Source organism: Cryobacterium sp. TMT1-62, from assembly GCF_004403145.1.
Lineage (GTDB): Bacteria > Actinomycetota > Actinomycetes > Actinomycetales > Microbacteriaceae > Cryobacterium > Cryobacterium sandaracinum.
On record NZ_SOGZ01000016.1, the window covers coordinates 72915 to 97737 of the forward strand.

24 protein-coding genes, 1 tRNA gene and 1 pseudogene are annotated in these 24823 nt (G+C 67.3%); 16 read left to right on the top strand and 10 right to left on the bottom strand.

Annotated elements, in window-relative coordinates:
- The first annotated feature begins 1 nt into the window (after position 1).
- Together E3T34_RS04040 and groL are read left to right on the top strand one after the other, a co-directional pair.
- On the top strand, positions 2 to 1081 hold the full coding sequence (locus E3T34_RS04040) for a DUF3048 domain-containing protein (RefSeq protein ID WP_166785830.1): 1080 nt from the start codon (positions 2 to 4) through the stop codon (positions 1079 to 1081).
- Positions 1082 to 1212: 131 nt separating this feature from the next.
- Positions 1213 to 2832, top strand: a complete 1620-nt coding sequence (groL, locus tag E3T34_RS04045; protein ID WP_104100131.1) for a chaperonin GroEL — start codon at positions 1213 to 1215, stop codon at positions 2830 to 2832.
- Positions 2833 to 2844: 12 nt separating this feature from the next.
- Here groL and E3T34_RS16875 read toward each other — a convergent pair whose 3' ends face one another.
- The 4 genes from E3T34_RS16875 to E3T34_RS04065 all read right to left on the bottom strand — a co-directional run bounded on the left by E3T34_RS16875 (position 2845) and on the right by E3T34_RS04065 (position 5936).
- Positions 2845 to 3054: a pentapeptide repeat-containing protein gene (locus E3T34_RS16875; protein WP_134342250.1), complete on the bottom strand. Its 210-nt coding sequence runs from the start codon at positions 3052 to 3054 to the stop codon at positions 2845 to 2847.
- A 10-nt stretch (positions 3055 to 3064) separates the two neighbouring features.
- Positions 3065 to 3355, bottom strand: coding sequence for a WXG100 family type VII secretion target (locus E3T34_RS04055; RefSeq protein ID WP_104100130.1), 291 nt, complete (start codon positions 3353 to 3355; stop codon positions 3065 to 3067).
- A 142-nt stretch (positions 3356 to 3497) separates the two neighbouring features.
- The gene (locus E3T34_RS04060; RefSeq protein ID WP_134342238.1) at positions 3498 to 5213 is read right to left on the bottom strand and encodes a cell wall metabolism sensor histidine kinase WalK; all 1716 of its coding nucleotides are present in this window, start codon (positions 5211 to 5213) and stop codon (positions 3498 to 3500) included.
- Positions 5214 to 5243: 30 nt separating this feature from the next.
- The gene (locus E3T34_RS04065) at positions 5244 to 5936 is read right to left on the bottom strand and encodes a response regulator transcription factor (protein WP_104100128.1); all 693 of its coding nucleotides are present in this window, start codon (positions 5934 to 5936) and stop codon (positions 5244 to 5246) included.
- A 108-nt stretch (positions 5937 to 6044) separates the two neighbouring features.
- Here E3T34_RS04065 and E3T34_RS04070 point away from each other — a divergent pair, with 108 nt between their 5' ends.
- Genes E3T34_RS04070 through E3T34_RS04080 form a run of 3 tightly spaced genes read left to right on the top strand, consistent with a single transcriptional unit; the run spans position 6045 to position 8936 of the window.
- Positions 6045 to 7289: an NAD(P)/FAD-dependent oxidoreductase gene (locus tag E3T34_RS04070; RefSeq protein ID WP_104100127.1), complete on the top strand. Its 1245-nt coding sequence runs from the start codon at positions 6045 to 6047 to the stop codon at positions 7287 to 7289.
- A 10-nt stretch (positions 7290 to 7299) separates the two neighbouring features.
- Positions 7300 to 8208 carry a dihydropteroate synthase gene (gene folP / locus E3T34_RS04075; RefSeq protein ID WP_134342239.1) on the top strand — a complete coding sequence of 303 codons (909 nt, stop codon included), beginning with the start codon at positions 7300 to 7302 and terminating at the stop codon, positions 8206 to 8208.
- A gap of 2 nt (positions 8209 to 8210) precedes the next feature.
- Positions 8211 to 8936, top strand: a complete 726-nt coding sequence (locus E3T34_RS04080; protein WP_104100125.1) for a pyrimidine reductase family protein — start codon at positions 8211 to 8213, stop codon at positions 8934 to 8936.
- Between the two features lie 19 nt (positions 8937 to 8955).
- Here the strand turns inward: E3T34_RS04080 and E3T34_RS04085 are convergent, their stop codons facing one another.
- From E3T34_RS04085 to E3T34_RS04095, 3 genes are read right to left on the bottom strand one after another with little or no spacing between them, the layout of a single operon-like run.
- A complete protein-coding gene (locus E3T34_RS04085; RefSeq protein ID WP_104100124.1) occupies positions 8956 to 10611 on the bottom strand; it encodes a DNA repair helicase XPB in 1656 nt (551 codons plus the stop codon).
- Positions 10612 to 10651: 40 nt separating this feature from the next.
- The gene (locus E3T34_RS04090; RefSeq protein WP_134342240.1) at positions 10652 to 12526 is read right to left on the bottom strand and encodes a helicase-associated domain-containing protein; all 1875 of its coding nucleotides are present in this window, start codon (positions 12524 to 12526) and stop codon (positions 10652 to 10654) included.
- A gap of 2 nt (positions 12527 to 12528) precedes the next feature.
- Positions 12529 to 12804 (bottom strand): hypothetical protein, encoded by a 276-nt coding sequence (locus tag E3T34_RS04095; RefSeq protein WP_134342241.1) that lies wholly within the window; start codon positions 12802 to 12804, stop codon positions 12529 to 12531.
- A 93-nt stretch (positions 12805 to 12897) separates the two neighbouring features.
- Here E3T34_RS04095 and E3T34_RS04100 point away from each other — a divergent pair, with 93 nt between their 5' ends.
- The gene (locus E3T34_RS04100) at positions 12898 to 13278 is read left to right on the top strand and encodes a cold-shock protein (RefSeq protein WP_134342242.1); all 381 of its coding nucleotides are present in this window, start codon (positions 12898 to 12900) and stop codon (positions 13276 to 13278) included.
- Positions 13271 to 13912 (top strand): DUF3027 domain-containing protein, encoded by a 642-nt coding sequence (locus E3T34_RS04105; protein WP_134342243.1) that lies wholly within the window; start codon positions 13271 to 13273, stop codon positions 13910 to 13912. The genes E3T34_RS04100 and E3T34_RS04105 overlap by 8 nt, the downstream gene beginning before the upstream one ends.
- Here E3T34_RS04105 and E3T34_RS16040 read toward each other — a convergent pair.
- Positions 13838 to 14008 (bottom strand): annotated as a pseudogene (locus E3T34_RS16040) (DUF2530 domain-containing protein); the annotation flags it as partial. The gene E3T34_RS04105 and the pseudogene E3T34_RS16040 sit on opposite strands and share 75 nt — an antisense overlap.
- 8 nt (positions 14009 to 14016) lie before the next feature.
- Positions 14017 to 15135 (bottom strand): phosphoserine transaminase, encoded by a 1119-nt coding sequence (gene serC / locus E3T34_RS04110; RefSeq protein ID WP_104100120.1) that lies wholly within the window; start codon positions 15133 to 15135, stop codon positions 14017 to 14019.
- A 73-nt stretch (positions 15136 to 15208) separates the two neighbouring features.
- Here serC and E3T34_RS04115 point away from each other — a divergent pair, with 73 nt between their 5' ends.
- From E3T34_RS04115 to E3T34_RS04140, 7 genes are all read left to right on the top strand, one after another.
- Positions 15209 to 15916 (top strand): metal-dependent transcriptional regulator, encoded by a 708-nt coding sequence (locus E3T34_RS04115; protein ID WP_134342244.1) that lies wholly within the window; start codon positions 15209 to 15211, stop codon positions 15914 to 15916.
- A 263-nt stretch (positions 15917 to 16179) separates the two neighbouring features.
- Positions 16180 to 17070 (top strand): C40 family peptidase, encoded by an 891-nt coding sequence (locus E3T34_RS16130; RefSeq protein WP_241976819.1) that lies wholly within the window; start codon positions 16180 to 16182, stop codon positions 17068 to 17070.
- A gap of 363 nt (positions 17071 to 17433) precedes the next feature.
- Entirely contained in the window at positions 17434 to 17931 is a 498-nt protein-coding gene (locus E3T34_RS04125; protein ID WP_104100118.1) for an HNH endonuclease, read from the top strand.
- 107 nt (positions 17932 to 18038) lie between these two features.
- Positions 18039 to 19067: a CHAP domain-containing protein gene (locus E3T34_RS04130; protein ID WP_166785831.1), complete on the top strand. Its 1029-nt coding sequence runs from the start codon at positions 18039 to 18041 to the stop codon at positions 19065 to 19067.
- A 57-nt stretch (positions 19068 to 19124) separates the two neighbouring features.
- A tRNA-Arg gene (locus E3T34_RS04135) sits at positions 19125 to 19199 on the top strand.
- 116 nt (positions 19200 to 19315) lie between these two features.
- Positions 19316 to 19627, top strand: coding sequence for a hypothetical protein (locus tag E3T34_RS16360; protein WP_241977334.1), 312 nt, complete (start codon positions 19316 to 19318; stop codon positions 19625 to 19627).
- A 195-nt stretch (positions 19628 to 19822) separates the two neighbouring features.
- Positions 19823 to 20194 (top strand): YihY/virulence factor BrkB family protein, encoded by a 372-nt coding sequence (locus E3T34_RS04140; RefSeq protein WP_370327183.1) that lies wholly within the window; start codon positions 19823 to 19825, stop codon positions 20192 to 20194.
- 138 nt (positions 20195 to 20332) lie between these two features.
- Here E3T34_RS04140 and E3T34_RS04145 read toward each other — a convergent pair whose 3' ends face one another.
- Positions 20333 to 21118, bottom strand: a complete 786-nt coding sequence (locus E3T34_RS04145) for an acetoin reductase (protein WP_104100116.1) — start codon at positions 21116 to 21118, stop codon at positions 20333 to 20335.
- Positions 21119 to 21368: 250 nt separating this feature from the next.
- Here E3T34_RS04145 and E3T34_RS04150 point away from each other — a divergent pair, with 250 nt between their 5' ends.
- Together E3T34_RS04150 and E3T34_RS04155 are read left to right on the top strand one after the other, a co-directional pair.
- Positions 21369 to 22226 (top strand): Cof-type HAD-IIB family hydrolase, encoded by an 858-nt coding sequence (locus E3T34_RS04150; RefSeq protein ID WP_166784707.1) that lies wholly within the window; start codon positions 21369 to 21371, stop codon positions 22224 to 22226.
- A gap of 114 nt (positions 22227 to 22340) precedes the next feature.
- Positions 22341 to 24823: non-ribosomal peptide synthetase (locus tag E3T34_RS04155; RefSeq protein WP_166785832.1), on the top strand; the 2483-nt coding region annotated here is incomplete at its 3' end.

Sequence of the window (24823 nt, forward strand, 5' to 3'; positions counted from 1 at the left end):
CGTGACAACGAAAAGAGTGGTTCAAGCGCAGCGACGAAGTGCGGCACCGAGAATCCGGTCCATCCGGATGCTCGGGGTCGTCCTTCTGCCGCCCCTTCTGCTGGTCTCCGCATGCGCCAGTGACGCGCCGAAGCCGCCGGCAAGCTCGACCAGCACGCCCTGGAACTCCACCTTCGAGTCGGCCGCAGACCCGGCGGTCGCCCCATTGCGTGGCACGAGTGTGCCGGCCGGGAGCCTCCAGAACCCTGCCCTCTCGGTGAAGATCGACAACCACGAAGCGGCCAGGCCGCAGCTCTCTCTCGAGCGCGCCGACATCGTCTTCGAAGAACTGGTCGAGGGCGGGCTGACCCGTTATGTCGCGGTCTGGCATTCCGACGTGCCTGAACTCGTCGGGCCGGTGCGATCGATCCGACCCATGGACCCGGACATCATCGCGCCCTTCGGCGGAATCGCGGCTTATTCCGGCGGCCAACAGAAATTCATCGACCTGATGGACGCGACGGATGTCGTCAGCGCCGCTTTCGATACCGACGACACCGGCCTCTTCGCGCGTTCGGATGACCGGGAAGCCCCGCACAACGTCATCCTCCAGGCCTCAGCGCTCGTCGCGCGGAACGCCACCGTGCCGCCGCCGAACCAGCAATTTGCCTACTCCGCGACCGTGCAGGGATCGTCCGCGGCCGTCGACGGCGCGCCCGTCGCGGCGATCAACTCCACCTTCTCCACCGCCCGTTGGCCCGGCTGGACGTGGGATGCGGCCGGTGCTGCCTACCTGCGCTCGCAGGAGGGCGCACCTGACCTCGACGCCACCGGTGCGCAGCTGCGGGCGACCAACGTCCTGGTCCTGCGGGTCGCGATCGACGGCACCTACGGAGATGTTCCCACGACGACAATGATCGGTTCGGGGGAAGCCTGGGTGTCGGCCGGCGGCAAGTCCGTGCATGCGGTCTGGTCCAAGGCCGACCAGACCGCCCCCATCCGTCTCGTCGATGACTTCGGCGTGACGATTCGTCTCGCCGCCGGTAACACCTGGATCGAGCTGGTGCCGTCGGACCGAGGCACGGTTGTGCTGGTGCCGTAGCCGCGGCCGCGGCACCTTGCCGTTCACTTGCACTCTCGACCCCAGAGTGCCAGAATCTACTTGGCACTCTCTCTGTTTGAGTGCCAACCCATCACCGTTTTGGTAACGTCCGGGAGGGACGAGAAACACATATGGCAAAGATCATTGCTTTCAACGAAGAGGCCCGTCGCGGCCTTGAGCGTGGCCTGAACATCCTCGCTGACACTGTCAAGGTCACCCTCGGCCCGCGCGGACGTAACGTGGTGCTGGAAAAGAAGTGGGGCGCTCCCACGATCACCAACGATGGCGTGTCCATCGCCAAGGAGATCGAACTCGACGACCCGTACGAGAAGATCGGTGCCGAGCTCGTCAAGGAGGTCGCCAAGAAGACCGATGACGTCGCGGGCGACGGAACCACCACCGCCACCGTCCTGGCTCAGGCGCTCGTTCGTGAAGGCCTGCGCAACGTCGCGGCCGGAGCAGACCCGATCAGCCTCAAGCGTGGCATCGAGAAGGCCACGGCCGCCGTGATCGCTGAGCTCATCGCCAACGCCAAAGAGGTCGAGACCAAGGAAGAGATCGCGGCCACCGCTTCCATCTCCGCCGGTGACGCCGAAATCGGCGCCATCATCGCCGAGGCCATCGACAAGGTCGGCAAGGAGGGTGTTGTCACCGTCGAGGAGTCGAACACTCTCGGCACCGAGCTCGAGCTCACCGAGGGCATGCGCTTCGACAAGGGCTTCCTGTCCGCCTACTTCGTGACCGACCCCGACCGTCAGGAAGCGGTCTTCGAAGACCCCTACATCCTGATCGTCAACTCCAAGGTCTCCAACATCAAGGACCTGCTCCCCATCGTGGACAAGGTCATCCAGACCGGCAAGCAGCTCCTCATCATCGCCGAGGACGTCGACGGCGAGGCCTTGGCCACGCTCGTGGTGAACAAGATCCGCGGAATCTTCAAGTCGGTCGCCGTCAAGGCTCCCGGCTTCGGCGACCGTCGCAAGGCCCAGCTGCAGGACATCGCCATCCTCACCGGTGGACAGGTCATCAGCGAAGAGGTCGGTCTCAAGCTCGAGAACGTCACGCTTGACCTCCTCGGCAACGCGCGCAAGATCGTCATCACCAAGGACGAGACCACCATCGTCGAAGGCGCCGGAGACCCCGAAGCCATCGCCGGACGTGTCCAGCAGATCCGCAGCGAGATCGAAAACACCGACAGTGACTACGACCGCGAGAAGCTCCAGGAGCGTCTCGCCAAGCTCGCTGGCGGAGTCGCAGTCATCAAGGCCGGCGCCGCGACGGAGGTTGAGCTCAAGGAGCGCAAGCACCGCATCGAGGATGCCGTCCGCAACGCGAAGGCTGCCGTCGAAGAGGGCATCGTCGCCGGTGGTGGCGTTGCGCTGATCCAGGCCGGCAAGACCGCGTTCGAGAAGCTCGAGCTGGTCGGCGACGAGGCAACGGGAGCGAACATCGTCAAGGTTGCCATCGACGCTCCACTCAAGCAGATCGCCCTCAACGCCGGCATGGAGCCGGGCGTTGTCGCCGACAAGGTGCGCAACCTGCCGATCGGTTGGGGCCTCAACGCCGCGACCGGTGAGTACGTCGACATGCTCGCGGCCGGAATCAATGACCCGGTGAAGGTCACCCGTTCCGCGCTGCTGAACGCAGCGTCGATCGCCGGACTGTTCCTCACCACCGAGGCCGTAGTCGCCGACAAGCCGGAGAAGAACGCTGCTCCGGCCGGCGACCAGGGCGGTGGAATGGACTTCTAAGTCCACACCGCTTCACCGCTTCACAACACAGGGCGCCTCCGCCGGGAGGCGCCCTGTGTCGTTTATGCAGTCCTCGCTAAAACAGGCGTCGCTAAAACAGGCGTCGCTAAAACAGGCGTCGCTAAAACAGGCCTCGCTAAAACAGGCCTCGCTAAAACAGGCCTCGCTAAAACAGGCGTCGGCAAAACAGATGTCGTCAAAACAGGCGTCGCCAATGCGCAGGCCGTCGCGGCTAACGCAGGAAGAGGCGCGCGTTGGCCTGCTCGATCTCGGCGTACTGCTGGCCGGCTTGGTTCAGGGCCAGATTCAATCCCTCCGCGCTCTGGGCCACCTGCTGTTGGGTGGCACGCCAGTCCGAGACCGCCGCCTGGAACGCGGTGGCGGCCTGGCCCGTCCACGAGCCCTCCAGCGCGGTCAGCTGGGCGATGAGCCCGGCGACCTCGCCCTGGATGCGCCCGATCGTGGCGCGCGCCACGGAGGTGGTGTGGAGCACTGCTTCGCTGTCGACCTGATAGCGGGTCATGGGGGTCCTTTCGGCAGGGGAAGATACCGATCAGACTACGGAGCCGCCTGCAGCCGTTCCCGTTGGCTGCCGTTGTGCCATGGCAAATCATCCTCCCGGACCGCGGGGGAGGAACCGCGGGGGTTTGACGCCGCGGCACGCGCTACGACGTGATGACGGGGGCGACGCGCTGGGGCGCGCTCGGAGAACAGGCCAGTGGGAACCAGACCCGGAACGTTGCGCCGCCGCCGGGGGTGTCCACGACCTGGACGGTGCCGTTGTGGCTGGCGACGATCGAGGCGACGATCGCCAGGCCGAGCCCGCTGCCGCCGGTCTCCCGTGCACGGGAGGTGTCCGCACGCCAGAAGCGCTGGAAGATCTTCTCCCTGATCTGCGGCGGGATACCCTCACCATGGTCGATGACGGCGATGGAGGCGCGCTGGTTTCGGCGGTCGACTGCGACCTCGAGCTCGACCGGGCTGTCCGTCGGGCTGAAGCGTAGCGCGTTGCCCATCAGGTTCGTGATGATCTGGCGGATCTTGTTCTCCTCGGCCATCACCACGGCCTGCACGGTGCCGGGCTCGGTCACCGGAGTCTGTTCCGGAGCCGGCGGCGCAACATCCGCTTTGCGTGGTTTGCGGGTGCGCAGCCGCGCGAGGGTTGCCCCGGCGAAAGAGACGGATCCGCCCGCCGGTTGGTTCGGCTCGTCGGGCTTCGAACCTGGTGCGGCAGCGGAGGGGACTTCTCCCGTTGAGTGAGCGAGGTCGATGGCGGGGCGTTCGGTGCTGTCCTCGATCTCGGCGGGGATCGGCGTGACGACGGTGATGGTGCGACCGGGGGAGGAGGCCATGGCGTCGAGGGCCGCGTCACGGGCGAGCGGCATCAGGTCGACCGGCGCGAGGGCAAGCGGCTTTGTCTCGTCGAGCCGGGCCAGCTCGAGCAGGTCTTCGACGAGGCCGCCCATGCGGATCGCTTCTTTCTCAATGCGCTCCATGGCCAGTGCGATTTCTTCCGGGGCCTGCAAGGCACCCATTCGGTAGAGCTCGGCGTAGCCGCGCACCGAGACGAGGGGAGTGCGCAACTCGTGGCTGGCGTCGCCGACGAAGCGGCGCATCTGGTCGATGGTGCGGGCGCGGTCCTTGAACAGGCGGTCGATGCGGCTCAGCATGGTGTTGAGCGATCGGTTGAGGCGCCCGACCTCGGTGTTGGGCGTGGCGCCGCCGAGCCGCTGGCTGAAGTCGCCATCGGCGATGGCCGCGGCCGTGCGCTCCACCTCTCGCAGCGGTGCAAAGGTGGTGGTCACCAGCAGCCGGGTGAGCAGGGCGCCCACCAGCACGACCCCGAGCCCGAACCCCAAGAAAATGGTGAGGTAGGTGGCCATGGTGTTCTCGGTCGGCCTCAACGAGACCGCCATGACCAGCGTGCCCAAGGTTCCCTGAGGCGAGATCACGAGCGGCACGGCGACCGCCAAGAACTCGGTGTCGTGTGCCGAGTCCACCAGAGTCATCGTCTTGCCGTCGAGCTCCATCACGGTCTGCAGGTCGAGCGGTGCGGTCAGGATCGGCAGCTCACTGCGGGGGACATCCCGCCAGGTGTGGTCCTCGAGGCTGCCGTGCTCGTCATACAGGGCGACGTAGTAGTCCGAAGAGACCACGGCTGTAGTGCCCTGGCCGAGAGCCGCCGCCGAATAGCTGTTCGAGGCGGACTGGGCGTCGATCTGCAGCTGCGAATCGACCTGCTGGACCACGTATTGGCGAAGCATGGCCATCGTGCCGATGCCGGAGACGAGCAGGCCGAGCGTCAGCATCAGGACCGTGACACCCGTGATTTTGGAACGCAGGGAAATGCGGCTCCACCGCTCCATAAGTGACTGATGCATAGGAAACCAGTGTATGAGCGCAGCCTGTGTCTACGCCTTGGCGGCCTTGAGCATGTAGCCGAAGCCGCGCTTGGTCTGGATGAGGGGTTCGGTCGAGTGCGCGTCCACCTTGCGGCGGAGGTAAGAAATGTAGGACTCGACGATGCCGGCGTCACCGTTGAAGTCGTACTCCCAGACATGGTCCAGGATCTGAGCCTTCGACAGGACCCGATTCGGGTTCAGCATGAGGTAGCGCAGAAGCTTGAACTCGGTCGGACTGAGTTCGATGGGGGCGTCGCCGACCAGGACCTCGTGGGTGTCCTGGTCCATGGTGAGTTCGCCGGCGCGGATGATCGCGTCTTCGTCGGCCTGCATGGTCCGGCGCAGGATGGCCTTGATCCGGGCCACAATCTCGTCGAGACTGAACGGCTTGGTGACGTAGTCGTCGCCGCCGACCGTCAGGCCGGTGATCTTGTCTTCGGTGTCGTCCTTCGCCGTGAGGAAGAGGATCGGGGCCGTGTAGCCGGCGGACCGCAGGCGCTTGGTCACTCCGAAACCGTTCATGTCCGGCAGCATGACGTCAAGGATGATGAGGTCGGGTTCTTCCTCGAGGACGGCGGAGATCGCCTGCGCGCCGTTTCCGACGGCTCGCACGGCGAATCCGGCGAAACGCAGGCTGGTGGTGAGGAGATCCCGGATATTGGGTTCGTCGTCGACAATAAGGATGCGTGGGCCGTCAGTCATGAGTTTATTATCTGCGCGTTAGCTGAAGGTTCACTGAAAATGCCCGGTATGCGCGCTGGCGAGTAGATTGGTGATCAAACCAGACGGCCGCGGCGTGGGGAGACCAGAATGACTGTTCCGACTTTTGCGATTGTGGGGGCCGGCTTGGCCGGGGCCAGAGCGGCCGAGGCCATCCGTTCCGAGGGGTTCGACGGGAGCATCGTGTTGCTGGCCGGGGAGACTGAGTACCCCTACGTGCGGCCGCCCCTCTCCAAGGACTACCTGGCCGGGCGGGCCGCCCGGGACACGATCGACGTGCACCCGGCACCGTGGTACGACGAGCGGGGCATCGACGTGCGGCTGGGTGCCCGGGTGACCGGGCTGGCGCTCGACACTCACGAGCTGACCCTGCGGGAGGGCAAATCCGTGCGCTACGACAGATTGCTCCTCGCGACGGGGGCGTCGTCACGGCGCTTTCCCGGCCCGGGCGCAGACCTGGCCGGGGTGTACCATCTGCGCACGGTCGGCGAGTCGCAGGCGCTCCGAGCCGAGCTGGAGCCGGGAAACCGCCGGGTCGTGATCGTCGGGGCCGGCTGGATCGGTCTCGAAGTCGCCGCGGCCGCCCGCGGTTACGGCAACACCGTCACGGTGCTCGGGCGGGACGGCGTGCCGCTGGCCCCGGTGATCGGCGACGAGGTCGGGTCGGTGTTCGCGGAGCTGCACCGCGTGAACGGGGTGGATCTGCGGATGGAAACTCAGGCCGACCGACTGATCGGGACGCAGGGGAGGGTCACCGGAGTGGGACTCCCCGGCGGCGAGGTCGTTTCGGCCGATGTCGTCGTCATCGGCATCGGCGCGGTGCCGAACACGGACCTGGCCCGGGACGCGGGCCTGGCCGTCGACGACGGCATCGTCGTCGACGCGGCGTTCCGGTCCATCGACCCGGACGTCTACGCGGTGGGTGACGTCGCCACGGTCTTCCACCCCGTGCTGCGGCACCATCTGCGCGTCGAGCACTGGGACAACGCCGAGCGGGCCGGCGCCGCGGCCGGCCGCTCGATGCTTGACCAGGCGGTCAGCTACGACGCGATCCCGTACTTCTACACCGACCAGTTCGACCTCGGGATGGAATACTCGGGGTACGGCGCACTTGCCCGGGATGCGGAGGTCGTGTTTCGCGGTGACCCGGCGAGGCGGGAATTCATTGCGTTCTGGGTGTTGGACGGCAGGGTCGTCGCCGGCATGAACGTCAACGTGTGGGACGTCAACGAGACGGTGCAGCGCTTCATCCGGACGGAGGTGCGGGTCGACACGACCCGGCTTGCGGATGAGAGCATTGAACTGGACGAACTTCTCGCCGGAGCACCCGACTGAAGGACCTGACATGGACAACGCGACCACTCGACTTGGCCCGGCGCTGCCCGACCTGATCCATCCACGGCGACTGATCGGGGAGAGACTGTTCGATTTTTCCCGTGAGGTGGCCGTGATGGCCATCGTCAACCGCACGCCGGATTCCTTCTACGACAAGGGGGCGACCTTCGCTCTTGACGAGGCCGTCACGGCCGCCCGGCGCGCCATCCTGGACGGCGCCGACTGGGTCGACATCGGCGGGGCGAGATTCGCGCCCGGCCCGTCCATTCCGATCGAGGAGGAGATCGACCGGGTCGTCCCGGTGGTCGAGGCCCTGCGCGGCTCGGGCGTCGTCATCTCCGTCGACACCTTTCATCCCGCCGTGGCGCGCGCCAGCCTGGCCGCCGGCGCCCACGTGATCAACGACACCACCGGGGTGCACGACCCGGCCATGGCTGACGTCGTCGCGGACAGCGACGCGACGCTGGTGATCACCCACAGCCTCGCGCCGCCGCGCACACCGTGGCCGGGGCCCACCTACGGCGACGTGGTGCACGAGGTCGCAACCTTCTTGGATGAACGGATCGAGCTGGCCCGGAGTCGCGGCGTCCCGGCATCCCGCATCATCGTCGACCCCGGGCACGACCTGAACAAGAACACCTACCACTCGCTCGAGCTGACCCGGAGGCTCGGCGAGATCACCGCCCTCGGCTACCCCACTCTGGTCGCAGTCTCGAACAAGGACTTCATCGGGGAGACGCTGAACCGTGAGCGGGGCGACCGGATCGCGGGATCGCTCGCCGCCGCCGTCTACAGCATCCTGCAGGGCGCCCGGATCGTGCGGATGCACAACGTCGTCGCCGCGGTCGACGCCGTGCGGATGACCGAGGCGATCCTGGGCTTCCGCGAACCGGCGTACGTGCGCCACAACCTGGTCTGACGATGCTGGATCGTGACGAGCTGATCATCCGTTACCGGGTGCCTGACCGCACTCTGCCGCACCTTCGAGTGAATTTTATCGCCAGCCTCGACGGCGCCGCCACCCGGGAGGGTGTGAGCGGCGGGCTCGGGAACGCCGACGACAGGCTCGTCTTCGATACCCTTCGGATGCTCGCTGACGTGATCGTGGTCGGTGCGGGCACGGTGCGCGCCGAGGGGTACGTCGGCATCCGTCAGGGCCCCGCGGATGCCGCGTGGCGGGTCCGGCACGGACTTCCGGCGCAGCTGCCCGTCGCCATCGTGTCCTCACGGCTGGACCTCGAGCCGAGCCACTCGCTGTTCGCGGACGCCGCCGTGCGGCCGCTGGTCGTGACGCACGCGGCGTCACCGCTGCGGCGACGCGCGGAGCTCGCAGAGGTGGCGGACGTGCTGGTCTGCGGGGAGGACGTCGTGGACCCGCGGCTGATGCGGGCGGAGCTGGCTCGGCGCGGTCTGGCGCAGATACTCTGCGAGGGTGGGCCGAACCTGTTCGGTGCGCTGATCGACGCCGACTGCGTCGATGAGCTGTGCCTCACCGTCAGCCCCGTGCTCGAGGGCGGCCCGGCCGGACGGATCTCCGCCGGTCCCGCCGCCATCACCCGGGAGATGTCCCTGCTGCACGTGCTGACCGCCGGGGACATGCTGTTCCTGCGCTATGCCCGCCGGAAGGCTTCCTCTCCGACCGCCTGACCGGCCGTTTCACCGCCGGTCAGACGGAGACGACCTGCGCGTCCAGATTCTGCGAGTCAAGGATCGTGTAGCTATAGCCCTGCTCGGCGAGGAAGCGCTGGCGGTTCTGGGCGAAGTCCTGGTCGACGGTGTCGCGGGCCACCAGCGTGTAGAAGTTCGCGGACAGACCGGACTCCTTCGGCCGCAGAAGCCGGCCGAGGCGCTGCGCCTCCTCCTGGCGTGAGCCGAAGGAACCCGAAACCTGGATGGCGACGGTGGCCTCCGGCAGGTCGACCGAGAAATTCGCGACCTTTGACACCACGAGCAGGTTCTCCTCGCCGACTCGGAAGGCCTGGTAGAGGCGCTCGCGCTCGTCGACAGGGGTCGCACCGGTGAGCTTGGGGGCATTCAGGGCCTCGGCGAGCTCGTCGATCTGGTCGAGGTACTGTCCGATCACGAGGATGCGTTCTCCGGGGTGCTTGGCTACCAGGCGCTTGACGACGTCGAGCTTCGCGGGTGCGGTCGCGGCCATCCGGTAGCGCTCGTCGTCGGCGGCGGCGGCATAGCTGAGTCGCTCGGACTGGGGCAGGTCGATGCGCACCTCGAAGCAGGAGGCTGGGGAGATGAAGCCCTGGGCCTCGATCTCCTTCCAGGGCGCGTCGAACCGCTTCGGGCCGATCAGGCTGAATACGTCGCCCTCGCGGCCGTCCTCGCGCACCAGGGTGGCGGTGAGGCCGAGGCGGCGGCGGGCCTGCAACTCCGCGGTCAGCTTGAACACGGGGGCCGGCAGCAGGTGCACCTCGTCGTAGATGACGAGGCCCCAGTCCATGGCGTCGAGTAGCTCGAGGTGCGCGTATTCGCCCTTCCGTTTGGCGGTGAGGATCTGGTAGGTCGCGATCGTGACCGGCTTGACCTCCTTGACCTGCCCGGAGTACTCGCCGATCTCGTCGGCGGTGAGGGTCGTGCGCTTCTGCAGTTCGTCGCGCCACTGACGGGCGGAGACCGTGTTGGTGACGAGGATGAGCGTGTTGGTCTTGGCGGTGGCCATGGCCCCGGCGCCGACCAGCGTCTTTCCGGCCCCGCAGGGCAGCACGACCACGCCGGAGCCGCCGTCGAAGAAGCTGGAGACGGCCTTGTTCTGGTAGTCCCGGAGCGCCCAACCGTCTTCCAAAAGACCGATCGGATGCGGCGTTCCCGGCGTGTAGCCGGCGAGGTCCTCGGCCGGCCAGCCCAGTTTCACCAGTTCCTGTTTGAGCTGGCCGCGCGCCCACGGCTCGACCAGGAACGAGTCCGGCGACGGATGCCCGATCAGGAGGGGCGCGATGCGCCGGGCCCCGGCGATCTCGGTGAGCACGGCCTGGTCGTTGCTCTGCAGGATGAGCTGACCCTCGGTGTCACGTTCGATGATGAGCCGGCCATACCGGCCGACCGTCTCGGTGATGTCCACGCTGACGGTCTGCGGGATGGCGAACTTCGAGTACTTTTCGAGCGTGGCCAGCATGTTGGAGGCGTCGTGCCCCGCGGCGCGGGCATTCCACAGCCCCAGCCGGGTGATGCGGTAGGTGTGGATGTGCTCGGGGGCACGCTCCAACTCGGCGAACACGGCCAGGTCGTGGCGCGCATCCTCGGCAAGAGGGTGGGCGACTTCGAGCAAAACCGTACGGTCACTTTGGACGATCAGAGGGCCATCAGACATAGCCGTTAATCCTACGCCCGGTCAGCGTGAAGGCCCGCACCTACGGCGCCGGCGTGATGCTGATAATGCTGGACAGAGGCAGCGTGCGTTCGATGTCGGCGCGACGGTCTCGGGCCCGGAAACGCCCGCCGCCCACACTGGCCGGCTCGAGCAGATAGTCGACCACCACACCGCCGGGCATGGCGATGCTGACGACGACGGTCTGCTTCGCCTTGATTGCCAGGTCGAGCTGGCGGGCGAGCCAGGCATCCGCTGCCTGGCCCTCGCCGCCATCGGCGGCACGCAGCCTCTCGACCAGGGTGACGGCCGGATCCGGGGCGTCCACCGGCACGACCCGAGCGAGCTGGTGGCGGCGCAGGTGCACGATCTCATGGGTGGCGTCCTCCGCGGCGACGGGGTAGCGCGCATCGCTGAGCGCCCAGAAGACCACGTCGGAGGGGAACCGGCTGGTCAGTCGGCTGCCCTCGGCAGGCACAAGGCCGAGGGAGGCGAGCGTCTGGTCCACGGCGATGGTGCTCAGCAGGGCCGCGTCGTCGGACTGGACATAGGCCTGGGCCGGGGACTCCATCGGGTCCGTCGGGCCGACGCGCACGCGCCCGTAGCGGGCGGCGGATTCCCGGATCAAGTAGTCGACGGGCTGTGGGATGCCGGTCAGGGAGACCGTGCGCAGGAAATCGAGCAGTGACTCCGCGCTTTCGCCGGCCGCCAGGGCGCGGTTCACGGAGTTGGCGGTGATGCGGTAGCTCAGGGCGAGTTCCCGGCTCTCCACGTCGGCGAGCCCCCGCAGGCGGCTGTCGATCGAGGGGGCGAGCGGTCCGGGGGACACGATCGACAGGTCGTTCTGCAGGTACACCGCGCCGCCGGTCGCCGGCAGCGCGGCCGCCATGGTGGCGACGGCCGCCTCGAGGTCACCGGCCAGCACCGATGCACCGGCCGGGCTGGTGGTCTGGTGGGCGGTGATGCCGATCAGTTCGGCGTCCTCGGCGAACTCGGTGACCCGGTCGTCCATCCACTGGCCGCCGGCCGGGTAGAGCCAGGCCACGAAGCTGCGCAGCACGTCGCCCCAGGACACGCCGGGCCGGCGGGCGAGTATCCCGCGCACATCCGGCGGCAGGGCCGCATGCCAGGCGTCGGCCAGGGTTGCCCAGCGGCGGGCGGTGCTCTCGAGCAGCCAGGCCTCGCCGGCTTCGGTTTCATTCCAGTAGCCGTCGGAATGGGCGATGAGTTCGGCTCGGGCCGCGGTCGCGACGAAGGAGGGCACGAATTCGAGTTCGACCCCCATCACGGCGGCCAGACGCTTGGTGTCGGGCAGGCCGAGCCCGCCCCGGCTGAGCTCCCTGGCCGGCTCGCGGGCGAGCTCGGTGACCAGTTCGGCGATGGAGGACACCGCGGCGAAGGCACGCTCCGCCGCGAGACGGTCTGTGAAGCGGGTATCGGTGGTGTCGACACTGGCCAGCGCCGCGGGTGCTGGCGTCGAAGCCAGCTCGAGCGCGGTCGGCAGGCCCAGGTCCGGCCAGGTCAGCAGTTGCGCGGCCACCGCCGGGTAGGAACTGAACCGCCCGTCGGTCAGGCGCGCGAGCATGAGGGAGTCCAATTCGGCGGCACGGCCGGCGACCTCGGCCACGTCGACGGGCGAACCTGCCAGTTCGGACAGGCGCTCGGCGAGGTCGAACAGCGACGGCGCGGCAGCCGTGCCGACCTCGGTTCCCTGGCTGAGCTCACCGGCGACGGCGAGAACGGCGAGGGTGGCCCGATCGAGCCGTGCCAGCACCCGTTGGATTGCGGTTGGTTCGAGGAGAGCCTCGGCCAGGTCGAAGAAATCACGGATGCCCGTGGCCGAGACCATGCGGATGTCGATCGTGCGACGCAACGTTGCGTCATCCAGCGCCCGAAGGCGCGAAGCGAGTGTGAGCATTGCTACTCCTTATTCTGTCGTGCCTCACGAGCGCGACGCATGCCGGACATCACCATGAGGACGATGATCAGCACGAATCCGAGAGGCAATCCAAACAGCGGCAAAGCAAGCACCGCCGGCCAGACCCCCTGGCCGAAACCGTTGTCCGCCCCGGCCCCGGCCGCTGTGCCGAGGATGACGGCAAGGAACGCGAGGATGGACAGACCCACCACACCCGCAACCATGTAAGCAAGGATGCGTTCGAGCCGGCTCGCGGCGGGTGGAATTTGATTGGTCACAGACTCAAGGATACGGGGCGGGAACCGGTCCGACCGAATAGGCTGGGGGTGGTTGGCGCGCAATCCGCGCGCCCGGAATCCAGCGAGGTCCAGATGCCCACCGGCAAGGTCAAGTTCTACGACGAGGAGAAAGGTTTCGGCTTCATCACCTCTGATGACGGCCACGAGGTCTTTCTCCACGCTTCTGCACTGCCCGCCGGAGTCACGGTCAAGGCAGGAACGAAGCTTGAATTCGGCATCGCCGACGGCAAGCGGGGCGCTCAGGCGCTGTCCATTCGCGTTCTCGAGGCACCGCCGAGCCTGGTCAAACTCAGCCGCAAGCCGGCTGACGACATGGCCGTCATTGTCGAGGACCTGGTGAAACTCCTCGACGGCATCGGAGCGAGCCTGCGTCGCGGCCGCTACCCCGACAAAACCCACAGCCACAAGATCGCGGCCATGCTGCGCAAGGTCGCGGAGGAACTCGATGCCTGAGGCCGCTGCCGACGAGCGCCTGCTGTCCGCGGTCGACCAGGCGCGCACCGCGCTGCTGGAGATCACGCCGGCCGACAGCATCGGCGAACCCCTCGGCCACCTTGTCGAAGGCGAGCATGTGCTCTCGCTGCTGTTCGACTGCAACCTGTCCGGCTACCCGGGCTGGCGTTGGACGGTCACCCTCGCCCGGGTGGACAAGAGCTCCGAGCCGTCGGTTCTGGAAGCCGAGCTCACGCCGGGCGACGACGCCCTGATCGCGCCGGAGTGGGTGCCGTGGTCTGACCGCCTGGCCGACTACCGCACGGCCCAGGAACTGGCTGCGGCCGTGGCCGACGCCGAGGCGTTGGGCGATGATGACGAATCGGACGACGACGACGAATCTGACGACGAGGACGAATCTGACGACGACGACGATGACGGCGACGACGGCGACGAGTCAGACGACGACGAAGACCGCGGCGAAGATGTGCTTGACGGGATCGACTTCGGTGCGGCCCTAACGGCGCCGGAACCGTACCCAGGCAATCCCGAGCAGGCCGAGGCCGAGGCCGATGAGGGCAGCCCAGAGCCACCAGCCCACCCCGGCGGCGGCGAGTTCGTCCCGGAAGACGAGCGCGAGCGCGAGCGCCACTAGCCAGCCGGCGGAGCCCGCAAGGAAAGCCTTGCGGGAATTCGTTCGAGCCGGCAGCGGGTCTGGCCGACGCTCACTGTCTCTCAGCCAGAGCCGCATGTCGAGGCCTACTTGCCCAGGTTCTGCACCACGAACTCGATCGAGCGGACGAGCTGGCGCACGTCTCCGGGCTCGATCGCGGTGAAGGTGGCAACCCGCAACTGGTTGCGGCCGAGCTTGCGGTAGGGCTCGGTGTCGGAGATCCCGTTGGCGCGCAGGGTCTTGGCGATGGCGGCGGCATCGATCGCGTCGTCGAAGTCGATCGTCGCGACCACCTGTGACCGGTGCTCCGGGTCGGTGACATACGGCGTCGCGAACGGCACGCTCTCGGCCCAGTCGTAGAGAACGGATGACGATTCAAGGGTGCGCGCGGACGCCCACGCCAGGCCGCCGCTTCCGTTGATCCAGTCGAGCTGGTTCTCGATCAAAAGAAGCGTGGCCACGGCCGGAGTGTTCAGAGTCTGGTTGAGGCGCGAGTTGTCGATCGCGTTCTTCAGGCTGAGGAACTCGGGAATGTAGCGCCCGCTCGCGGCGATCTGCTCGACGCGCTCGATCGCGGCGGGGGAGAAGAGCGCCATCCACAGGCCTCCGTCGGAGGCGAGGTTTTTCTGCGGCGCGAAGTAGTAGACATCCGCCTGGTCGGCCTCGTAGTCGATACCGGCCGCCGCGCTGGTGGCGTCGATCACCGTCAGGGCGTTGGGGTCGGCAACCACGCGGGTGACCGGAGCCATGACGCCGGTCGAGGTCTCGTTCTGGGGCCAGGCGTAGACGTCGACACCCTCGGTCACGACGAACTCGCTGCGCGATCCGGCCGGGGCCTTGACCACGTCGGGCGCTTCGAGGAACGGAGCGGCCGCGGCCGCGGCGAACTTGCCGCCGAACTCGCCGAAGACGAGGTTCTGGCTGCGGCGGAGAATAAGGGAGAACGCGGCGGCGTCCCAGAACGCGGTGGACCCGCCGTTGCCGATAATGACTTCATAACCGGCAGGGGCGCGAAGGAGGTCCGCGAGGCCGGTGCGCACGCGACCGACCAAGTTCTTGACGGGTGCCTGGCGATGGGAGGTGCCCATCACGCTCGCGCTGAACTCTAAGAGGTGTTCGAGTTGTCCTTTTCGAACTTTCGACGGGCCGCAGCCAAATCGTCCATCATCGGGCAGAAGTTCCGTGGGAATTATCAGGTTCGACATAGGGCGATTCTAACGGCCGCTCTCGCGGCGATAAGGTTGGGCAGTACGCACCGAGCCGAGAGGAACGCTGGGCATGACGGATCTCATCGACACCACCGAAATGTACCTCCGCACGATTCTCGATCTCGAAGAGGAGCACATCGTTCCCCTCCGAGCACGCATCTCGGAACGCCTCGGGCACTCCGGGCCGACCGTGTCGCAGACCGTGGCCCGGATGGAACGGGATGGCCTCGTAGTCGTCTCCGGCGACCGGCACCTCGAGCTCACCGTCGACGGACGCAGCAAGGCCGTGCATGTGATGCGCAAACATCGGCTTGCGGAACGCCTGCTCAGCGACGTAATCGGGCTCGAATGGGAATTCGTCCACGACGAAGCATGCCGCTGGGAGCATGTGATGAGTGAGCGGGTGGAGCGCAAAATCCTGGAGATGCTCGATCACCCGACCGAGTCTCCGTATGGCAACCCCATCCCCGGCCTCGATGAGCTGGGGGATTCGCCGGCCGTCGCGTTCATGGCCGGGGTGACGAGCCTCGTCGACCTGGTCGCCGGATCTGCCGGTCCGGTCACCGCCGTGGTGCGCCGTCTGGGCGAACCCGTTCAGGTCGACCCCGAGCTCCTGGCCCAGCTGAAAAACTCCGGTGTGCTCCCCGGGGCCACGGGGGTTTTCTCCGCCGTGGGCTCCTATGTGCTCGTGCAGGTGCATGGGTTCGAGGACGGACTGGAACTGCCCAACGAGGTCGCCGGCCACATCTTCGTCGCCACGCCGGCAGCGGTCGCCTAGCCATTCGGCGGTCACCGCCTGCCCCGTCACCATTGATCACTCGCCCCACAATTTTGTTATCAATATGTTAGAAAAAGTAGCCTGCGGCGTGACAAACGGATGAGCGTCAGTTAGCTTGGAGTCGTCCACAGTCCAGATTCCGGTCGACGGACACGGATCAAGACGCCTTTCTTGCCCGTCTCTTGATTCGTTCCTTACACACGCGACGAGCGCAGTGGACGGGGCAACTACCTAGTGTTGTCGAGGCGTCGGAGGTAATCACTTTGGCCGCATTAGGTAAGAAGATCTTCCGTCGAGCCCCGAACTCGGTAGCCACCACCGGATCCATCACCCGCCCTCCCATCACCCGCGCTTCCATCACCAACGACAATGAACACGCGGAGCTCAGCCACTATCGGGCCGCCAGCCCCCGTTCCGGCCGGCGGTCACGCCGCCGAGGCGCCGTGGCGAACATCGTGTTCATGACTCTCGCCGGCGGCCTCGTCGCGACCATGGCCATCCCGGCCTATGCGTTCGCGCCGACCGAAAAGGAGTACGCGTCAACGGCCTCGGCCGAGTTGACCGAATCGGGTGCGCAGTCAGTGGCGGTCGCCGCCGCGGCCGATACCGTGAGCGTCGCGCGCGACGGGTTCACCGCCACCACCCCCGAGGAACTGGCGGCGGCAGCGGCCGCAGCAGCGGCGGCCGTTGCCGCGTCCGAGGCAGCGGCAGCCGAGGGGCGCCGACAGGAAGCCGCGGCCGCGATGACCTCCTATGCCGCGTCGTATTCCGGTCCGTCGTCGGCGGACTACCTGGCTGCCCCGGCATACCCGAATTTCGACCTGGCATCCGTCTACAGTGTCGCGGCCGGCTACCAGGGTGTCCCCTATGTCTACGGCGGGGCCACCCCGGCCGGCTTCGATTGTTCCGGTTTCATCATGTACGTCTACGCGCAGTTCGGCATCTCGCTGCCGCATTCCTCGACCGGGCAGGGGGCGGCGGGCACCCGAATCCCCGAATCTGAGGCTCAGCCGGGTGACCTCGTCATCATGGACGGCCACGACGGGTTCTATGCAGGCAACGGCAACATCCTGCATGCGCCGTATGAGGGGGCGGCCGTGCGCGTGCAGCCGATCTGGACCAGCTCGTACTACATCGTGCGGCTCGGCATCTGAGCCTGCCGGAAGATCCGAGCCGGCCGGCTGCCAGATGAATGTTTCGTAACACCTAGCACATTCGGCGTCCCGCACTTCGCGGTGGCGCCGAATGTGGGTTAACCTGTTGCTCTGATGTTTTGCGAGTTTTCGGGAGAGCCCATGCGCGAGCGGCGCACGATCCACACCATGGATGTGCGCTGCCGCTCCGCGCTGCGGCAGAGCAGTCGAGCAAACTTGAGTTGCGCGTGTCAGGGACGCCGTGTGGCCGGTAGGGCGTTGTCATGGTGACGGCGCCCTTTTTGTTTGCCTGTTCGCTCCTTCTCACTGACTGTCGTAGTTCGAATGGCTGGAAGCCGTCCAGCCCTTTTCGAAAGGGAACGCATGCGCACACTGGTCCTCAATGCGGGGTATGAGCCCCTTGCCGTGGTGTCCTTCAAACGAGCACTCGTGCTGGTCATGAATCACAAGGCAACGATCGTGCAGGCCGACCAGGGGCATCCGATCTGTGCCGCCTCCGGTTCCTGGGAGCGACCGAGCGTCATCTTGCTCACGCGTTACGTGCGCATCCCTCGGTCCAGGGCCGTGCCGGTCAGCCGTCGCGGCGTTTTGCGCCGGGACGAGCATCGCTGCGGGTACTGCGGCAAGACCGCCAGCACGATCGACCACGTAATGCCTCGGTCGCGCGGAGGTCGGGACACCTGGGACAACCTCGTGGCCTGCTGCCTGCGCTGCAACAACCTTAAAAGCGACCGGACGCCGGCCGAGATGGGCTGGAAACTCTTGTTCCACCCGGGATTGCCGGTCGGCACGACCTGGGTGGTGCGCGGCGCTGAGCGGCCGTTACCGCAGTGGGATGAATTCCTTGCTCCTGCCGCCTGACCCGCGAATGTAACAGGGATGTAACGCCCGAAGGTGACTTCCCGATCGCCGTCGCCTATGGTTGAGGAGCACCGAACCTCGATCTCGGTGCGTTAGAGGATCTTCTTTTGCCCCAACCCGGCGTACCCGGCACTTCTGGTTCGCCAGAGACCCCGATTTTTCCGCTCTCGCGCCGCGAACTGCGTGCGCAGCGTGAGGCGGCAGAGACCCGAGCCGACGCCACCGTGAACACTCCGGTGCGCATGGACGTGCCGGTGGCTGTGCGCATTCCCGATGCGGTTGCGGTGGCGGAAACCAAGGCTCTGGACCTCGAAAAGGCATCGATCGCGGCGCGGAGCAACCGGCTCAATCCGGTCGCTTCCCCGCGGGTCGCACCGGCCGTCAGCCGCCCGGTGCCCCGGTCGCGCCGCCGGCGGCCCATGAAAATCGCCGTGACCCTGCTGGCCATTCCGGGACTGTTCCTCACCGCCGGCCTTCCGGCCTATGCGTTCGCGCCCGGTGCGAGCGACACCGCCGCGACGACTTCGCGGGTTGCCGACACGCAGGGCGTCACGGTGGACAGTGGCGCCGCAGCCATCACCGTCGCTCGCGACGGTTTCACGGCGACCACGAGCGAGGAACTCGCCCAGCGGGATGCCGAGGCCAAGCGCGCACTGGCCGCCCAGCAGACCGCCGAGGCAGCCCGATCGGCTGCCACCGACTTCGCTGTATACAGCGTGCGTGCCAAGGGCGACGACTACCCGTGGTTCGACCGGGCCACCGACACCCAGGGCGGCGGGCTGTCTCCGCTTGGCTACTATTACCGCGAATGCGTGGACTTCGTGGCATATCGGCTCAACCGCGACGCCGGGTCGACCGGCTCCCCGTGGACCTGGACCTGGAGCAAGCTCACCCCCAGCGGCGGCAACGCGAGCAACTGGGCCAGCGCCTGGGCTGACCAGGGCTGGGCCACCGGCGACACTCCCGTCGTCGGCGCGGTCGCCTGGTTCAACTACAACCACGTGGCCTACGTGCAGTCGGTCAACAGCGACGGCTCGGTCATTCTCGAGGAATACAACTGGAACGGCAGTCACGCGTACAACACGCGCACCGTGTCGGCCAGTGAGGTTCCGCTCTTCCTGTACCCGCCGACGTAAGCGCGTCGCAGCGGTGCGCTGCGGCGCCGGCAGACAACCACTAAACTTCAGGAGCCAGCCTCTGTAGCTCAACGGAAGAGCAGTTCCGTCCTAAGGAAACGGTTGGGGGTTCGAATCCCTCCAGGGGCACCACTAATCATCGGTCGATGCCGACCGACCAGCACATCGCCCTTGTGTCGACGTGTCCACGGAGCGGTCGACTTCCTCCTTTAAAGTCGGGGAATTTCCCGTTTCGTCACGGAAATAGTGTGATTGACCTGATGTGCAGATTTGGTTTGAATTCCTTCCCGGAGTCAATGAAGCTAATCGAACTCACTCAGCGGCGGCGCAACGGATGCGCGCACGAATCGATCGCTGGCGAAGCCGAGGAGAGCACCCATGGCAGAAATAGCGTGCGCGAAAAAAGCGAGCGAGCACCGGCGCCCGACGATTCCCGCAAACCCGACTCGCTGAGCGAGATCGCCAAGCCGTCCTGGCGGTATGTGCTGCGTCAGCAGCCCCGTCCCGTCCCGGTAACGCTTGATCGGGACGTAGACCCGGCCTCGCGATATCCCCAGTGAAAGCGCTGCAGCGTCGACCGCAGCCCTGCCCACAGTTCCCCGCTCGGGCAGTTCAGCTCGTCGCCGGCGGTCGGCGTCGCCCTCGTCGTCGGGATCCTGTTGGCGCTGTGGTCGGCATCCGGGTGCGTCGGCGCGTTCAGCCGGGATCGCAATCCTGTACTAGGCAACCCCCAACGCCCAGCAGCCCAAGTTCCGATGGATCAGCCTGGGTGCGTTACTCGCATTCCTCACTCTGGTATCTCCTCATTCCTGTTCGGCCTCTACGTCACTATTTTCCCCAACTACGACCGCACGTATGATTCCCTGGCCGGCATCGTGGTGTTCCTGCTCTGGCTGTGGATAGCCAACCTCGCCCTGCTCTTCGGTGCCGAATTCGACGCCGAGCTGGAACAAGGCCGTGAGCTGCAGGCGGGCATCGCCGCAGAAGAAGAACTTCAGCTGCCGCCGCGGGACACCCGCAAGAGCGACAAGGCCGCTGACAAGGTACAAGAGGGCATCGCGATCGGCCGACGGTTGCGGCTGAACAGACGAACGAGTGACGACAGCGAGTCGAAGAAGAAGAAATAGGGCGACGGCCGGGAACCGGTTGGGGATTCGAATCCTTCCAGGGACACCCAGCGGCCGCGCACGGATGGCGAGGTCCGGATTGCTCCCAACCTCGCCTCCGGGTGTCACTGAGCGTCGTTCCCCGGGGCGCTCCAGGCCCTAGTTGTAGAGCATCCCGCCGTCGACGAGCAGGACCTGGCCGGTGACGTAGTCGGAGTCGGGGCCGGCGAAGAACGACACGATCTTGGCGACGTCCTCCGGGGTCTCGATGCGGCCGAGCGCGATGCCGTCGACGTTTTCCTTGAGGTTCTGGCCGAGCGGCTTGCCGTTGATGGCGCTGAGCTTCTCGTCGATCAGGTCCCACATGCCGGTGCCGACGATGCCGGGGGCGTAGGCGTTGACCGTGATGCCCCGAGGTGCGAGCTCCTGGGCGGCAGCCTGAGTGATGCCGCGGACGGCGAACTTCGAGGCCGAGTAGGCGCCGAGGATGGGGAAGCCCTGGATGGCGGCGATGGAGGCGGCGTTGATGATCTTGCCGGCGTGGCCGAGTTCGTCGAGCTTCGCGACCGCGGCCTGGATCCCCCAGACGACGCTGTTCACGTTGATGCGGAAGATCTTCTCCAGATCGTCCGCCGTGACCTCGAGCATGGGCGTGACCTGGGCGATGCCGGCGTTGTTGACGATCACGTCGAATCCGCCGAGCTTCTCGGCCGCGGTGTCGACGGCGGCGAACACATCATCGCGGTTGGAGACGTCAGCGGTGACGAAGACGGCCCTGCGCCCGAAAGCCTCGATTTCGGCGACGACACCGGCCCCCTTTTCTGCCTGGAAGTCGAGGTCGGCGACGGCGATGTCGAAGCCGTCCTGGGCGAGGCGGAGTGCGATGCCGCGTCCGATTCCCTGCCCGGCTCCGGTGACGAGTGCGACTTTGTTCGAAACGGTCATGGTATTTCTCATTTCTGGTTCGGGCATGCTGAGCGCCGTTTGGCGTCGTTGGCCCGCAGCCCTGACGGTGTCGGTCAGACGATCATCCGGACCCCTTCAGGCTAGGCGACAGTTCTGTCGACCGGTTCGCCGATGTTATCCGGTCACGCGGTACACGCCTCAGCAGCTAGCGTCGATGTATACGATCACCACACTCCGGTCGTCTCCGATGATGCACACGTCCCGGAGACCACCTCGTCTGGAGTGCCTCATGATTTCCCCCCGCATCGCGTTCGTCGACGCCGACGGCACGCTCATGGAGACCGGCTCGATGATCGCGGAGTCGGCGATCGACGCGGTGCGCGCCGCCCGGCACAACGGGCACCTGGTGTACCTCAGCACCGGACGGGCGTCCGTGGAGATCTACCCCGCGATCCGCGACATCGGATTCGACGGTTTCATCAGCTCCGGCGGCGGGTTCGCGGAGATCGGCGATGAGCTCGTGATCGAACGCACGATGCCCGAAGCGGCCGTGGCCCGCATGATCAGCTTCTATGAGGAGTCAGGGTACGACTTCTACCTGCAGTCCTTTGACGAGCTGTTTCCGAGCCCCGGCGTGCATGACCGCTTCGCGGACTACTACGCGTCCGGCGAAAAGCGGAAGGCGGGAGCCGGGTATGCGACGGCATCCGTCACCGGTGCCGTCGCACACCCGGCGCTGAAGGCCTTCGCCGATGTGCGCCCCTTCAGCCTCACGGGCATCGCGAAGTCGGTGTTCCTCGCCGGCGACCTCCGGGCGTACGACCGGGTGTCGGACGCGCTCAGCGGAGACTTCCATGTCATCACCGGAACCATCCCGCACATGGGGCGCGGCAGCGGCGAGGTGACGCTGAATGGTGTGAACAAGGGCTCCACGATCCTGCGGCTCCTCGACCGGCTCGGCCTCGACGCGGCATCCGCCCTCGGCATCGGTGACAGCAGCAACGACATCGAGATGCTGCAGGTCTGCGGGGTCGGCATCGCCATGGGCAACGCCTCGGATGCCGTCAAGGCCTACGCCGACGAGGTCACCACCACCGTGCAGGGCGACGGCGTCTGGAACGCCTTCCGCCGCCATGGTCTGATCTGACGCGTCGCGGCACCCGTCGCCGGTGTCATCGTAACCGGACACCTCCCTGTTACCTGCGGGTTCTAAACTGGTGGCGCGCGGTGGCTGGCACCGCGACCTGGACGAGGAGCCTGCGTGACCCTGACCCCGATTGAGCCCGGCCAGGACGTGCTCGAGGCCGGACACCGCGCGGCGCCGGCCCGCACCCTGGTCGACATCCTGCTCGCGACCGCCGGTCGGCATCCGGGCGCGCTCGCCCTCGAAGACGTCGACGGGGCGATCAACTACCGGGATCTGGTGCGCCTGGTCACCGAGCAGGCGGAGCAGCTCAGTCGCCGCGGGGTGCGCCGCGGCGACACCGTCGGCATCCGGATCCCGTCGGGAACCCGGGAACTGTATCTCTCCATTCTGGCGACCCTCCTGGTCGGCGCCTCCTACGTGCCCGTCGACGCCGACGACCCCGAGGAACGCGCCCGGCTCGTCTTCGGCGAGGCCCGGGTCGTGGGCGTGATCGGGGCGGGCGGCGTGTTCGAGGTGCGCACCGGCATCGACGCGGAGATGTTCGCCGAACGGATGCTGGCGCCCGGGGACGACCTGGCCCTCGCCGGCACGATCGGCGCCATGCCGGCCCCCGACGACGATGCCTGGGTGATCTTCACCTCGGGCTCCACCGGGGTACCCAAGGGGGTGGCGGTGGCCCACCGCTCCGCCGCCGCGTTCGTCGACGCGGAGGCCGACCTGTTCCTCCGGTCGGACCCGATCGGTCCCGCGGACCGGGTGCTGGCCGGCCTTTCTGTGGCCTTCGACGCCTCCTGCGAGGAGATGTGGCTGGCCTGGCGGAACGGTGCCTGCCTCGTCTCGGCGCCCCGCTCCCTGGTGCGCTCGGGGGTCGACCTGGGCCCGTGGTTGATCAAGCACGGCATCACCGTGGTGTCGACGGTGCCGACCCTCGCGGCCCTGTGGCCGGAGGAATCGCTGGAGCGGGTGCGGCTGCTGATCTTCGGCGGCGAAGCCTGCCCACCCGAGCTCGCCTCGCGCCTCGCCGTGCGCGGCCGGGAGGTCTGGAACACGTATGGCCCGACCGAGGCCACCGTCGTCGCCTGCGCCGCCCTGCTCGACGGCCGCGGGCCGGTGCGGATCGGGCTTCCTCTGGCCGGCTGGAACCTTGCCGTGGTGGACGCCGCCGGTGCCCGGGTGGCCCACGGCGAGACCGGGGAACTCATTATCGGCGGGGTCGGGCTGGCCCGCTACCTCGACGCCGGCAAGGACACCGAGAAGTACGCCCCGCATACCGAGCTGGGCTGGCACCGCGCCTACCGCAGCGGCGACCTGGTGCGCTACGAGCGCGAGGGTCTCGTGTTCGTCGGCCGGGCCGATGACCAGGTCAAGCTCGGCGGCCGGCGTATCGAACTCGGCGAGATCGAGGCGGCCCTGCGCGCGCTCCCGGGGGTGGCCGGAGCGGCCGCGGTCGTGCAGAGAACCCCGGCCGGCAACCAGATCCTGGTCGGCTACCTGGCCCAGGTGGAGGGGGCCCTCTTCGACCGGGCGGCCGCCAACATTCGTCTGCGCGAAGAATTGCCGGCCGCGCTCGTGCCGCTGGTGCACGTCGTCGACGAGCTGCCCACGCGTACCTCCGGCAAGGTGGACCGCGGTGCCCTGCCCTGGCCCCTTCCCGCCACCGGGGGTGAGCAGGCGGAGGCCTTCTCGCCGACGGCGGCGTGGCTTGCCGCCGGCTGGGCCGCCATCCTCGGGGTGTCGGCCGACGGCCCCGACGCGGACTTCTTCGCCCACGGCGGCGGGTCGCTCTCCGCGGCCCAGTTCGTGTCGACCGTCCGCGAGCGGTTCCCCGACACCCGAGTCTCCGACATCTACGACTACCCCCGGATCGGTTCCCTCGCCGACGAGCTCGACGGACGCGCACCCGCGGCGGCGAGTATCGTGCGGGAGGTTCAGCCGGTGCCCCGGCGCAGCCGCCTCGCCATCACCCTGCTGGGCGTGCCGCTGCACGTGCTGGTCGGCGCGCGTTGGCTGGTCTACCTCGCGGCGGCGAACAACCTGCTCGCGGGCTGGTCAGGCGCCTCCTTCGCGCCCACCATCTCCTGGTGGTGGGTGGCGCTCGGGTTCGTGCTCTTCGTCACCCCGCCCGGCAAAATGGCCATCTCCGTCGTCGCCGCCCGGCTGCTGCTGCGCGGCGTGGAGCCCGGCAACTATCCGCGCGGCGGATCGGTGCACCTGCGCCTCTGGCTCGCCGAACAGGTGGCACTGCTCTCGGATGCCGTGAGCCTGGCCGGTGCCCCCTGGATCAGCTACTACGCCAGGGCCCTCGGCGCCCGCATCGGCACCGACGTCGACCTGCACTCCCTGCCGCCGGTAACCGGAATGCTGGACATCGGTGCCGGGGCAGCCATCGAACCCGAGACCGACCTGTCCGGCTACTGGATCGACGGCGACGTGCTGCGCATCGGGCCGGTGCGGATCGGCGCCGGCGCCACGGTCGGCTCCCGCAGCGCACTGCTCGGCGGCGCCGACATCGGGCGGGGCGCCGTAATCGAGCCGGGCTCGGCCGTCTCCGGACCGGTGCCGCCGGGTGAACGCTGGGCCGGGTCCCCGGCCGCCCG

Bases quoted from the DNA above. Each gene is read 5' to 3' on its own strand.
- groL (WP_104100131.1), top strand. From the start codon at position 1,213: ATGGCAAAGATCATTGCTTTCAACGAAGAGGCCCGTCGCGGCCTTGAG.
- E3T34_RS04055 (WP_104100130.1), bottom strand. From the start codon at position 3,355: ATGACCCGCTATCAGGTCGACAGCGAAGCAGTGCTCCACACCACCTCC.
- E3T34_RS04060 (WP_134342238.1), bottom strand. From the start codon at position 5,213: ATGCATCAGTCACTTATGGAGCGGTGGAGCCGCATTTCCCTGCGTTCC.
- E3T34_RS04065 (WP_104100128.1), bottom strand. From the start codon at position 5,936: ATGACTGACGGCCCACGCATCCTTATTGTCGACGACGAACCCAATATC.
- E3T34_RS04070 (WP_104100127.1), top strand. From the start codon at position 6,045: ATGACTGTTCCGACTTTTGCGATTGTGGGGGCCGGCTTGGCCGGGGCC.
- folP (WP_134342239.1), top strand. From the start codon at position 7,300: ATGGACAACGCGACCACTCGACTTGGCCCGGCGCTGCCCGACCTGATC.
- E3T34_RS04080 (WP_104100125.1), top strand. From the start codon at position 8,211: ATGCTGGATCGTGACGAGCTGATCATCCGTTACCGGGTGCCTGACCGC.
- E3T34_RS04085 (WP_104100124.1), bottom strand. From the start codon at position 10,611: ATGTCTGATGGCCCTCTGATCGTCCAAAGTGACCGTACGGTTTTGCTC.
- E3T34_RS04090 (WP_134342240.1), bottom strand. From the start codon at position 12,526: ATGCTCACACTCGCTTCGCGCCTTCGGGCGCTGGATGACGCAACGTTG.
- E3T34_RS04100 (WP_134342242.1), top strand. From the start codon at position 12,898: ATGCCCACCGGCAAGGTCAAGTTCTACGACGAGGAGAAAGGTTTCGGC.
- E3T34_RS04105 (WP_134342243.1), top strand. From the start codon at position 13,271: ATGCCTGAGGCCGCTGCCGACGAGCGCCTGCTGTCCGCGGTCGACCAG.
- serC (WP_104100120.1), bottom strand. From the start codon at position 15,135: ATGTCGAACCTGATAATTCCCACGGAACTTCTGCCCGATGATGGACGA.
- E3T34_RS04115 (WP_134342244.1), top strand. From the start codon at position 15,209: ATGACGGATCTCATCGACACCACCGAAATGTACCTCCGCACGATTCTC.
- E3T34_RS04125 (WP_104100118.1), top strand. From the start codon at position 17,434: ATGCGCACACTGGTCCTCAATGCGGGGTATGAGCCCCTTGCCGTGGTG.
- E3T34_RS04140 (WP_370327183.1), top strand. From the start codon at position 19,823: ATGGATCAGCCTGGGTGCGTTACTCGCATTCCTCACTCTGGTATCTCC.
- E3T34_RS04145 (WP_104100116.1), bottom strand. From the start codon at position 21,118: ATGACCGTTTCGAACAAAGTCGCACTCGTCACCGGAGCCGGGCAGGGA.
- E3T34_RS04150 (WP_166784707.1), top strand. From the start codon at position 21,369: ATGATTTCCCCCCGCATCGCGTTCGTCGACGCCGACGGCACGCTCATG.